Here is a 12,275-nt window from a genome sequence, read left to right as displayed (position 1 = left end):
GTCCACGGCGCGGCCCATGGACACCAGGCCGGACAGCTCTTCCCGTAGCGGTTCTCGCGGTTGCTTTTTTACCTTCCCCTGCGCGCGCCGATTGTGTGCTTTCCGAAAGCGAGCCCGACATCGTCTGGACCTGCGCCAGCCCGGGGTCGGGTATTTCCGATGAAAGCCTCTCCGGCGCCACGATCAACAATTCTGGCCCGACCGCCAGTTCCGGCCCCGCCTTCGTATTCGGCAGCACTGTCTTGCTCGCCAACACCGGCAGTATCGAGAGCCTGCTCGATCACGCCGTCAAAGGCGGTTGCGATGTCCGGATCGACAATGCGGCCGGATCCATCATCCGGGGCGCTCGCGATGCGCTGAACCTCGGGAACCGGGCCGCGGTGGAAAACCGGGGTACGATAACCGGCGGCGATGAGGGCGTTCAGGCGGACGACGCCTCGACCCTTCTCAACGCCGCCGGCGCCACGATCACGGGAGGGTCGGACGGCGTCAAACTTGGCGATTTTTCCACTGTGGACAATTACGGGACCATTCTGGGCCTCGGGGATGACGGCGTGCAAGCAGGGGCGGGCAGCAGCATCACCAACCGGGCCGGAGCGACAATCAGGGCGGAAGACGAAGGCATCAACGCGAATGCGGATGATGTCACCATCGTCAATCACGGCGTGATCGTTTCGAAGGACGATGGCATCAACGTCGCCGAGCGCGCCCGGATCGTGAATACCGGCCTCATCCAGGCAACCGAACAGCAGGACGGGATCGATCTGGATAGCGGCGTGATCATCAATTCGGGCACCATCATCGGCCATGGTCATGATGTAGGGATCAATTTCGATCCGGCGCTGAACGATTCCTACGTGAAAAATACCGGCCTCATCGAAGGCAACATCGCCATCGCCGTTTGGAGGAGCGACGAGCGGAGCCAGACCGTGGTGAATGCCGGTACGCTGCGGGGCATGAGCGGCGTTGCCCTCAGCCTCCGAGAGGGCAACGACACGCTGATTATCAGGCCTGGAAGCATGATCGAAGGCACTGCACATCTGGGCAATGGCAATGATCTGCTTGAAGTCGAGTCAGGCGGTCAGGTTGCAACACCCATCCTGCTCGAAGATGGCGATGATACGGTCAGGCTGCGCGCGGGAAGCATATTCACGGGCACGCTCGATCTCGGGGCCGGAGATGACACACTGGACGTGGAGGACAACGTCAACTTCGCCGGCAGCGTGACATTCGGGGATGGCACCGACACCCTGATCTGGGGCTTGCAGGACCGCGGGGCATTCTTCTTTGACGACGCACCGGAGCAGCTGATCCTGACAGGCCCCGGAACCCTTGTCGGCAACGCGCTCCTCACGATCGACCTTTCCGCCTTCTCGCTTGGTGAGCACGCTGCGACGCACCTCGGTCTCGCGGTAGCATCCGCCGTGCAAAACTCGTTCCGAAGCAACAAGACCTGGGCTGGCGCCTTCGCCTCAAACTCCGGCTTCCGCAGCGACACCGGCCTGAGGCAGAGAAACACGCAGGCAGGCTTGGTCATCGGGCGGAGATTAGGCGAGAGCCCGGTTTCGGGATTTCTCACCTACGGCCGAGGCAGTGCGTCGAGGAAGGCAGCCGATCCGTCTGCAACGCAGACCGCATTCGCTTTGGGCCTTGCCTTCGATGAGCGGTTTGGCGGGCTCGATGCATCCGCCCTCGCCTTTGCAGGCCCGACCTGGGCGAGCCTTGCACATCTTTCCGGGACCGGATCGGGTGCAACAGTGCGCGGCTCTCTCATTGGGCTAGAGGCCAGGCTCCACGGGCAGGTCTTTGTGCCGACAGAACGCACCCCCGGCTTCGATCTGGCGCTTTCCGTCACTGGGATCTGGCATGAAACGGACGCCTATGACGTACCGGGCATAGCTGGCGTGCGTGTCGCCGAGAGAAGCGCCTCTGCCCAAGCGATCCGCCTGGAGGCGGGCATGCCCTTCGGGTTCAGTGGCTTGCGCTTGCGCCCGTTCGCCGCCATCGAAAGCCGAAACCAGGATCATCAGGCGCTCACTTTTCAGACAGACGAGAGCGCAGCGCAGTTTCGGGGCGAAATGTCACAAGATCACACCCGCCAATCGCTCGGCCTGACCCTTGACGGACAAGCAGCAAAATTCCCGGTGGGCTTGCGCGCCGAGGCCTCGCGGACGTCGTTCGGCGGCCCAGTGGAGCTGTCCTTCCAGATCCACGCCGCGTTCTAGCGGTCTTCCGCTTCCAGAAACTGCCTCAGATCGTGGTGCAGTGGACAGGTCCAACATGCAGCAGGCCAAAGGCAAGCGATGTGGCGCCCGTCGCAACAAACTTTTCTACCATGCAGAAGCACGAATGGCCGAGTTTGGGTCGCGAGGTCTAGGTTCAAACAGTCTTGGACGAAGTCTGCTTCCTATTTGCGCGCAGAACCAAACGCAAAAAAGCCCCGCCGAAACCGGCGAGGCTGTTTTTGATTCAATTCAATGTGTCGGTGGTTGCGGGAGTTGGATTTGAACCAACGACCTTCAGGTTATGAGCCTGACGAGCTACCGGACTGCTCCATCCCGCGGCACCATTCTCTGGCGTCGATCAAAGACGCCAAAAGGGCTGCCCTTTGTGGGGTCAGCCCTTTGACTTGTGAATGGGTTATTTCCTCGCATGCCCGCCGGCTACAATGCCTGGCGACGTCCTACTCTTCCAGTGCTTAAGCACTAGTACCATCGGCGCTGTCTGGTTTCACGGCCGAGTTCGAGATGGGATCGGGTGGGTCACAGACGCTATGATCACCAAGCAATGAAGCCGGCGTGCGTGCAAGGTTTTAAATCGATGTATCAATCAGGGTTGTGTTGCTTTTGAAGGCGTCATTATCCGGCTGGACAAATCCCCCACAACATTAAGCCAATTCAGGCCTGACGTTGATGGTGCAGATTCACCAAGCGCGAACAGAACTATTAGGACCGGTTAGCTACATGCATTACTGCACTTCCACACCCGGCCTATCAACGTGATGGTCTATCACGGTTCGATGATTGTTTATCTTGAGGGAGGCTTCCCGCTTAGATGCTTTCAGCGGTTATCCCGTCCATACATAGCTACCCTGCTGCACCGCTGGCGCGATGACAGGTACACCAGAGGTATGTTCACCCCGGTCCTCTCGTACTAGGGGCAACTCCTCTCAACAATCGACGCCCACGGCAGATAGGGACCAAACTGTCTCGCGACGTTCTGAACCCAGCTCACGTACCACTTTAATTGGCGAACAGCCAAACCCTTGGGACCTGCTCCAGCCCCAGGATGTGATGAGCCGACATCGAGGTGCCAAACACTGCCGTCGATATGAGCTCTTGGGCAGTATCAGCCTGTTATCCCCGGCGTACCTTTTATCCGTTGAGCGATGGCCCTTCCACGAGGGACCACCGGATCACTATGACCGACTTTCGTCTCTGCTCGACTCGTCAGTCTCGCAGTCAGGCAGGCTTATGCCATTGCACTCTCGCAGCTGGTTTCCAACCAGCCTGAGCCTACCATCGCGCGCCTCCGTTACTCTTTAGGAGGCGACCGCCCCAGTCAAACTACCCGTCACAGAGGGTCCCTGTACCGGATAACGGTACGAGGTTAGACATCAGAAAACAGCAGGGTGGTATTTCACCTATGGCTCCACTCGGACTGGCGCCCAAGTTTCAAAGCCTCCCACCTATGCTACACAGCTCTTTCCTAATGCCACTCTGAAACTGCAGTAAAGGTGCACGGGGTCTTTCCGTCTAACCGCGGGTATCCCGCATCTTCACGGGAACTTCAATTTCGCTGAGCATATCCTGGAGACAGTGGGGAAGTCGTTACGCCATTCGTGCAGGTCGGAACTTACCCGACAAGGAATTTCGCTACCTTAGGACCGTTATAGTTACGGCCGCCGTTTACTGGGGCTTCAATTCGGAGCTTGCACTCCTCCTCTTAACCTTCCAGCACCGGGCAGGCGTCAGACCCTATACGTCGTCTTGAAGCCGACTTAGCAGAGTCCTGTGTTTTTGATAAACAGTCGCTACCCCCTGGCCTGTGCCCCCTGATAAGAGTTGCCTCAAATCAGGGCCTCCTTCTTCCGAAGGTACGGAGGCAATTTGCCGAGTTCCTTCAGGATACTTCACTCAAGCGCCTTGGTATACTCTACCTGACCACCTGTGTCGGTTTCGGGTACGGTCTATATGAAGAGGCTATTTCCCGGGACAACTTGGCAGCCCAACCAATCCGATAAGGTTGAACTACTTCCGCCATCCGTCACACATCTTCAGGCCCACGAATATTAACGTGGTTCCCATCGACTACCCCCTTCGGGCTCGTCTTAGGGGCCGGCTAACCCAGCGCCGATTAGCGTTGCGCTGGAACCCTTGGTCTTTCGGCGAGAGGGCATCTCACCCTCTTTATCGCTACTCATGTCAGCATTCGCACTTCCGATACGTCCACCGTCGGTTACCCTTCGGCTTCACTCGCTTACGGAACGCTCCGCTACCGCTCAGAATAAATTCTGAACCCTAAGCTTCGGTGCATATCTTTAGCCCCGTTACATCTTCGCCGCAGGAACCCTTATTTAGACCAGTGAGCTGTTACGCTTTCTTTAAAGGATGGCTGCTTCTAAGCCAACCTCCTGGTTGTTTTGGGATTCCCACATGCTTTCCCACTTAGATATGACTTGGGGACCTTAGCTGTAGGTTAGGGCTGTTTCCCTTTTGACGACGGACCTTAGCACCCGCCGTCTGTCTGCCAGACAAGACTCGATGGTATTCGGAGTTTGGTTAGGCTTGGTACGGCTCGCGCCGCCCGCACCCATCCAGTGCTCTACCCCCATCGGCATACATCTGACGCTCTACCTCAATAGATTTCGCGGAGAACCAGCTATTTCCCGGCTTGATTGGCCTTTCACCCCTAAACACAACTCATCCGATAATTTTTCAACATTAAACGGTTCGGCCCTCCAATGCGTTTTACCGCACCTTCAGCCTGGTCATGCCTAGATCGCCGGGGTTCGGGTCTAATCCAACATACTCTGTCGCCCTATTCAGACTCGCTTTCGCTGCGCCTACACCTAACGGCTTAAGCTCGCATGTTAGATTAAGTCACTGACCCATTATGCAAGAGGTACGCTGTCACCCCCCAAAGGGGCTCCAACTGATTGTAAGCATTCGGTTTCAGGTACTGTTTCACTCCCCTAATCGGGGTGCTTTTCACCTTTCCCTCACGGTACTTGTTCGCTATCGGTCATGTACGAGTATTTAGGCTTGGAGGGTGGTCCCCCCATGTTCAGACAGGATTTCACGTGTCCCGCCCTACTCAAGTCCTTCATCATCACTTTTGCATACGGGGCTGTCACCCGCTGCGGCCACTCTTTCCAAAGTGTTCTGCTAGTTGAAATGAAGGCACTGGCCTGGTCCGCGTTCGCTCGCCACTACTAACGGAATCTCGGTTGATGTCTTTTCCTCCAGGTACTGAGATGTTTCAGTTCCCCGGGTTTGCTTCACCAAGCCTATATATTCAGCTCGGTGATACCTTATCCACCTCTCCACCATTACCCGAAGGTAACAGAGAAGAAATGGTGAAGGTGGGTTTCCCCATTCGGAAATCGCCGGATCAAAGATTGCTCACATCTCCCCGACGCTTATCGCAGCGTGCCACGTCCTTCTTCGCCTGTACATGCCAAGGCATCCACCAAATGCTCTTACCTCACGCTTGAGAATCCACACCATCAACGACAAGCCTGCATAAAGCCTGTTCGCTTAAAGATGGCGCGGAGGATATTATCTCAGCCAGATAATCAAAATTGATTGATTTGTGATGATATCGATCGCGCAGATCTCTGACCCGAAGGTCAGAACCTTTACGACGATACCGCCACGGCATCGATTTAAAAACCCATTCACAATGTCAAAGACAGCGGTCGAAACCGCCTACCCGCCAAACGCGGGATCCGTTTTCTTTTCATCCTGGAGAATGCTGATGGCTGGTGGAGCCTATCGGGATCGAACCGATGACCCCCTGCTTGCAAAGCAGGTGCTCTCCCAGCTGAGCTAAGGCCCCGTAGCCATGCGCAAGAATAATGGTGGGCCTGGGTGGATTCGAACCACCGACCTCACCCTTATCAGGGGTGCGCTCTAACCAACTGAGCTACAGGCCCACATGCCAAACGCCGGCCAAATGGCCGCGAGGGGCGTGAGCCAGCTCAGGCATAAACAGCACAGGTTTGACCCTGTGTGTTTCTCCAGTGATGAAAGGACATGAGGACGACGGCAATGTTCTTTGGAAACGGAGGAAGCACTTCCGACCGCGAGGGCCGGCGCTTTCCGCCAATATCCTTAGAAAGGAGGTGATCCAGCCGCAGGTTCCCCTACGGCTACCTTGTTACGACTTCACCCCAGTCGCTGATCCCACCGTGGTTGGCTGCCTCCGGTAAACCGGTTAGCGCACCACCTTCGGGTGAAACCAACTCCCATGGCGTGACGGGCGGTGTGTACAAGGCCTGGGAACGTATTCACCGCGGCATGCTGATCCGCGATTACTAGCGATTCCGCCTTCATGCTCTCGAGTTGCAGAGAACAATCCGAACTGAGACATCTTTTGGAGATTAGCTAACCCTCGCGGGATCGCTGCTCACTGTAGATGCCATTGTAGCACGTGTGTAGCCCAGCCTGTAAGGGCCATGAGGACTTGACGTCATCCCCACCTTCCTCCGGCTTATCACCGGCAGTTTCCTTAAAGTGCCCAACTAAATGATGGCAACTAAGGATGAGGGTTGCGCTCGTTGCGGGACTTAACCCAACATCTCACGACACGAGCTGACGACAGCCATGCAGCACCTGTCACTTCGTCCCGAAGGAAGGAATCTGTCTCCAGAAACCGTCGAAGGATGTCAAAGGCTGGTAAGGTTCTGCGCGTTGCTTCGAATTAAACCACATGCTCCACCGCTTGTGCAGGCCCCCGTCAATTCCTTTGAGTTTTAATCTTGCGACCGTACTCCCCAGGCGGATAACTTAATGCGTTAGCTGCGCCACCCAAGCTCTATGAGCCCGGACAGCTAGTTATCATCGTTTACGGCGTGGACTACCAGGGTATCTAATCCTGTTTGCTCCCCACGCTTTCGAACCTCAGCGTCAATACCTGTCCAGTCAGTCGCCTTCGCCACTGGTGTTCTTCCGAATATCTACGAATTTCACCTCTACACTCGGAATTCCACTGACCTCTCCAGGATTCTAGTCTAGCAGTTTCAAGGGCAGTTCCGGAGTTGAGCTCCGGGATTTCACCCCTGACTTAATAGACCGCCTACGTTCGCTTTACGCCCAGTATTTCCGAACAACGCTAGCTCCCTCCGTATTACCGCGGCTGCTGGCACGGAGTTAGCCGGAGCTTATTCTCCAGGTACTGTCATTATCATCCCTGGTAAAAGAGCTTTACAACCCTAAGGCCTTCATCACTCACGCGGCATTGCTGGATCAGGCTTTCGCCCATTGTCCAATATTCCCCACTGCTGCCTCCCGTAGGAGTCTGGGCCGTGTCTCAGTCCCAGTGTGGCTGATCATCCTCTAAGACCAGCTATGGATCGTCGCCTTGGTGAGCCTTTACCCCACCAACTAGCTAATCCAACGCGGGCCCATCTAAAGGCGATAAATCTTTGGTCCGAAGACATTATTTGGTATTAGCAGCGATTTCTCACTGTTATTCCAAACCTAAAGGCAGGTTCCCACGCGTTACGCACCCGTGCGCCACTCACCCCGAAGGGTTCGTTCGACTTGCATGTGTTAGGCATGCCGCCAGCGTTCGTTCTGAGCCAGGATCAAACTCTCAAGTTTGTGTCATACACCAAGCCGGCACAGTAAACTGCAGACCGGCAAGGCATAAGCTTCAAGGAGCCGATACCTGCACTGTCAAACGTAATGGATACGAATGAACATGCATCATCACAGACCGAACGTGGAGTTCGATCAGGATGTGGCGTCGGCTTAATTTAACAGGTATCCGGAGCCTTAAAACCCCCGGACCTGGCGCCGTCGCCCACATGTCCCTTCATCAAAAACTAACAATGTCAAAGAGCCACTCAACAATATCAAAGCGGACAGCTAAGGGTTCCCCGATTTGCACCGGGGGATCCGGCTATCCGTTCGTGTTGGCGACCGTTGCAGTGTAGAGCGGCGAGGCCGTCTGCTCTGCGTCGGTGGAGCCCATCTAGGCGGGCATCGGGATTCGGTCAACGGGGTTTTTTCAAATTTCTTTCAAAAATTACATTTTCGGGCGTTACCCATTGAAATAGCGTAGGTTTTTTCGTGAAATTTCTGACGCATTTGAAGCCTGCTGGAGGGGCTCGAGGAGGTCGCCCTGGGCATCTTGCCGATTCAGCCGGATGAATCAGGCGATTCAGCCCCCTTTCCAGCTTTCGGCAGCGGGTGAATCGCCTTTTCAGTCTTTGCCTTAATGCTCGAATCGCGAATCTCACGCTCATTGAGGCAATCTTTACGTCCCCGCGGTTAATGCGCGCAGGTGATGAGCAGCCAGTGCCCCCCTGTTTCCAACTCCACTCTTACGCGTGCGCCCGCGCGCGTGGCGGTGATCGTGCCTGCATATGGTGTGGCGCACCTGTTGGGCGCAGCGCTTGAGTCCCTGCTGGCGCAGACAATGACGCAATGGGAATGCGTGGTGGTGGATGATGGCGCGCCCGATGATGTGGCCAGCGCCGTTGCCCCCTTCCTGTCAGATACGCGCATCACCTTCCTGCAAACGGAGAATGGCGGCGTGTCCACCGCGCGCAATCGCGCGATTGCCGAAACAAGCGCCCCCCTTATCGCCCTGCTGGATGGAGACGACATGCTGCGCCCCGAATATCTGGCGCGCACGTGCCAGGCGCTGGAGGCGGACCCCGCAGCGCGCCTTGTCACCGTGAATGCGCGCATCTTCGGCGCTGTCCCGCAGGAGCGCCAATGCTTTACCGGGCCACAAGGCAGCGGGGATGGCATTCGCGGCTCTCTGGGCGACGTGCTGGATCGCAGTTTCGGCGTATATATAGGGTCCACCTTCCGCCGCGCCGATTTTGACGCGATCGGTGGATTCGATCCGGCCATGACGCATGCCGAAGATTTCGATCTGTGGGTGCGGCTGATGCTGTTGGGCGGCCACGCGCTATATATAGATGAGGTGCTGGCGGATTACCGCGTTCGTGGCCAGTCTGCCTCCGCCTCCGAACTGAAGATGCTGAAAGGCAATATCCAGACCTTCGAGAAGGCGCTGGGTGCGCTGGGTGCCGATGCGCCTGAAGCGGAGATTGCGCGGGTCATGATGGAAGATAACCGCCGCCAGCTGCGCTTTACGCTGGCAGCGGACCGGATCATCGATGGGGAACGCGGTGCCCTGCACGATCTGAAAGCCAGCGCCGGGCCGGAACTGGGCGCGGTGTGGCAATTCTACTTTGCCTTGTGGAGCGCGGTGCCATCACTGGCCGCGCCGATGCTGGCCTTCCGCCGCCGTCGCAATGCGCGCGGAGCCGGAGCGAGCGAGCCGGAAGCGCCGACATCGCGGCAGGCGGTTTCCGCATGAGCGCGGGCAATATGAGTGTGAGGGGTGCGGCCCTGCTGGCGATGGCCAGCCAGATGGGCGCCTTCGTGATCCAGTTTGCCGCTAGTGTCATACTGGCGCGCTGGTTCATCGACCCGGATGAGCTGGGCCTGTTCACCATCGCCTTCTCCTTTGTATCCCTGCTGGCCGTGCTGCAGGAGTTTGGCATCAACCGTTATGTGGCGGGCGAAGCCAGTCTGGATGAGGACGGCATCCGCACCGCCTTTACAGTGTCGTTGGCCATCAGCTGGACGATTGCCGCGGCGTGCGTGTTGCTGAGCTGGCCCGCCGCGGCCTTTTACAGCCTTCCCGGATTATTGCCGCTGCTGCTGGTGGTGGCTGCCAGCTATTTCTTCGTACCGCTGGCCACGGTGCCCATGGCGTTGTTGCAGCGGAAGATGGATTTCAAATCCAACACCATGATCGAGATCGGCGTGGTGCTGACGAATGCTGCCGTCGCCATCTCTTTGGCGTGGCACGGATATGGCGCGATTGCGCTGGCCTGGGGTGCCTTTGCCCAGCAGGTGGCGCGCGCTGCAATCGCGCAATGGCGGGTGGGCGGCCGATTGCCGATACCCCCGCGCCTTGAAGGGGCAATGCCCGTCTTGCGGTTCGGCGGCTTCTCAACCGTCCTCAATGGCCTGTCGCAATTGGGATCGCGGCTGCCGGAATTGCTGATCGGCCGATTGCTGGATGCCGTGGCGGTGGGCCTGTTTGCCCGCGCCTATGGGCTGGCCTGGCAATTACGCTGGCTGGTGTCTGGCGGGATGACCACCGTATTCTATCCCGCATTCGCCCGTTTCCGCGATCGCGGCGATGCCCTTGGCCCGCATTATGAGCGGGTGACGGCCAGCTTCACCGCGCTGACTTGGCCCACGATGGCCGGCCTTGCCGCCTGCGCGGTGCCGGTGATCAATATATTGTATGGAGAGCGCTGGCTTGGCTCGGCACGGCCGCTGGAATGGATCGCCATGTCGCAGATCCTCATGATCGCCCTGCCCCTGCATGTGGAACTGCCCATTCTGCTCAACCGGATGCGCCCGCTGCTGTGGCGCTTCGGCCTTGATACCGTCGTCTCCGTTGTCCTGCTGGCAATCGGGGCGTGGTTCTCTCTGGAGGCAGCGGCGGCCAGCCGCGTGGCTTATGGCTTTGCCTGGCTGCTGATCCATGCGCCGTTCCTGCAAACGGTGGTCGGCTTCACCTGGCGCGGACTGTTTCGCATATGGATGCAATCCGCACTGGTGACGGGCGTGGCGGTTCTGCCGGTATGGCTTTCCTATGTATATATCGCGCCGGCCAGGGATGCAGGCTTCATCCAGGTGTTCTGCGCTGCGATGGTGGGCATCGCCCTGTGGCTGATTACCCTGCGGCAGATCCGCCACCCGGCCTATTCCGAGATCCACCACTTCGCCACCCACGCGCTGGATCGTTTTGGCTGCAGCGCGCTTGTCCCCGCGCCGCGCGCATCGCGGGACCCCGCACCGCAATAGCGCGATTTGGGCCGCCGGCCCGCGCGTGGTATATGTGGGGAAGCCCGCCGCCGCCGGGACAAAGCAGGCGGGTGGGAGAGAGAACATGCGAACCATCGTCTCGCCAATAGCGCTGGCCATGCTGTGTGCGGCGGCGCTTCCTGCGTCACTGAGCGCGCAGCCCACAAACGCGTCGCAGCAAGGCCCAGCGAAGTCACCTCTGCAAACCGCGACGGCTGCGGAAATCGCCGACAGCCCGATTTTCACCGACACCATCGGCATGGAAATCGACCGCTATCGCCGGATGACGGTGCCCGTCACCATAAAGGGGCAAGGCCCGTTCGATTTCATGGTGGATACAGGGGCGCAGGCCACCGTGCTTTCACATGCCTTGGCGCAACAACTGGACCTTACGGATCGCCAACCCGCCACGCTGGTGGGCATGGCCAGCAGCCGCGCGGTGGAAACGACCATGGTGCCGGAATTCATTCTGGGTGAGCGCAGCCTGACAATCCGCACGGCTCCGCTGGTGGAGCAGGCCCATATCGGCGGGGCCGACGGCATTCTTGGACTGGATACCTTGCAGGATCAGCGCGTGTTGCTGGATTTTGCCGATGGCGAGATGCACATCTCCGATTCCCTCGGCACCGGCGGATCGGGCAGTTACGATATCATCGTGCGCGCGCGCGAGAGGCTGGGCCAGTTGATCATCCATCGCGCCAAGATCGACGGGGTCAGCGTGGATGTGATCGTCGATACAGGGGCGCAAGGCTCCATCGGCAATTTCGCGCTGGCTGAAAGGCTGCGCCGCCGCCAGCAATTGAACGATGCCGTGATGACGGATGTCAACGGCGTGCAGATCAGCGGCGTCACCCGCATTGCGCGCAAGATGGAGGTGGGATCGGCCCGGCTGAACAACATCGTCATCACCTTTGCCGATGCGCCAACATTCCATGCGCTGGATCTGGTGGATCGCCCCGCCCTGATCCTTGGCATGAGCGAGCTGCGCCTGTTCAAGCGGGTGGCCATCGATTTCCGCTCCCGCCGGGTGCTGTTCGATTTGCCGGGCGATATCTCCACCGATCAGAACTGGAACTTCGGATCACGCGCCACGCGGCTGCGCGAATAAGCCTTCGGGCGGACGCGCGCGCCAACACGCTCAATTACGGCACGCCTAGTTGCAGCAGGCCTTGTTACGACAGGTCCAAGGCCCCACCTTGCGCGCAT

At 58.3% G+C, this 12,275-nt stretch carries 4 protein-coding genes, 3 tRNA genes and 3 rRNA genes; 4 read left to right on the top strand and 6 right to left on the bottom strand.

The window, feature by feature from the left end; translation table 11 throughout:
- The first annotated feature begins 95 nt into the window (after nucleotides 1-95).
- Complete coding sequence (locus GRF63_RS14435; protein ID WP_160486725.1) at nucleotides 96-2,225, top strand: hypothetical protein; 2,130 nt, start codon at nucleotides 96-98, stop codon at nucleotides 2,223-2,225.
- A gap of 261 nt (nucleotides 2,226-2,486) precedes the next feature.
- Here GRF63_RS14435 and GRF63_RS14430 read toward each other — a convergent pair.
- The 6 genes from GRF63_RS14430 to GRF63_RS14405 form a co-directional block, all read right to left on the bottom strand.
- Nucleotides 2,487-2,563 (bottom strand) — tRNA-Met (locus GRF63_RS14430).
- Nucleotides 2,564-2,670: 107 nt separating this feature from the next.
- Nucleotides 2,671-2,785 (bottom strand): 5S ribosomal RNA (rrf, locus tag GRF63_RS14425).
- A gap of 140 nt (nucleotides 2,786-2,925) precedes the next feature.
- Nucleotides 2,926-5,715 (bottom strand): 23S ribosomal RNA (locus GRF63_RS14420).
- A gap of 269 nt (nucleotides 5,716-5,984) precedes the next feature.
- A tRNA-Ala gene (locus tag GRF63_RS14415) sits at nucleotides 5,985-6,060 on the bottom strand.
- Between the two features lie 20 nt (nucleotides 6,061-6,080).
- A tRNA-Ile gene (locus GRF63_RS14410) sits at nucleotides 6,081-6,157 on the bottom strand.
- Between the two features lie 182 nt (nucleotides 6,158-6,339).
- Nucleotides 6,340-7,826: ribosomal RNA gene (locus GRF63_RS14405) — 16S ribosomal RNA — on the bottom strand.
- The 16S, 23S and 5S rRNA genes sit together here with 3 tRNA genes alongside, the layout of an rRNA operon.
- 688 nt (nucleotides 7,827-8,514) lie before the next feature.
- Here GRF63_RS14405 and GRF63_RS14400 point away from each other — a divergent pair.
- The 3 genes from GRF63_RS14400 to GRF63_RS14390 all read left to right on the top strand — a co-directional run bounded on the left by GRF63_RS14400 (nucleotide 8,515) and on the right by GRF63_RS14390 (nucleotide 12,177).
- Nucleotides 8,515-9,561 carry a glycosyltransferase family A protein gene (locus tag GRF63_RS14400; RefSeq protein WP_160486724.1) on the top strand — a complete coding sequence of 349 codons (1,047 nt, stop codon included), beginning with the start codon at nucleotides 8,515-8,517 and terminating at the stop codon, nucleotides 9,559-9,561.
- Entirely contained in the window at nucleotides 9,558-11,069 is a 1,512-nt protein-coding gene (locus tag GRF63_RS14395) for an oligosaccharide flippase family protein (protein ID WP_160486723.1), read from the top strand. The genes GRF63_RS14400 and GRF63_RS14395 overlap by 4 nt, the downstream gene beginning before the upstream one ends.
- 85 nt (nucleotides 11,070-11,154) lie before the next feature.
- Nucleotides 11,155-12,177 (top strand): retroviral-like aspartic protease family protein, encoded by a 1,023-nt coding sequence (locus GRF63_RS14390; protein ID WP_160486722.1) that lies wholly within the window; start codon nucleotides 11,155-11,157, stop codon nucleotides 12,175-12,177.
- Nucleotides 12,178-12,275: the final 98 nt, after the last annotated feature.

It is taken from the genome of Aurantiacibacter rhizosphaerae (genome assembly GCF_009807005.1).
In the GTDB taxonomy this organism is placed as follows: domain Bacteria; phylum Pseudomonadota; class Alphaproteobacteria; order Sphingomonadales; family Sphingomonadaceae; genus Alteraurantiacibacter; species Alteraurantiacibacter rhizosphaerae.
This window is presented reverse-complemented; position numbering and strand designations above follow the sequence as displayed.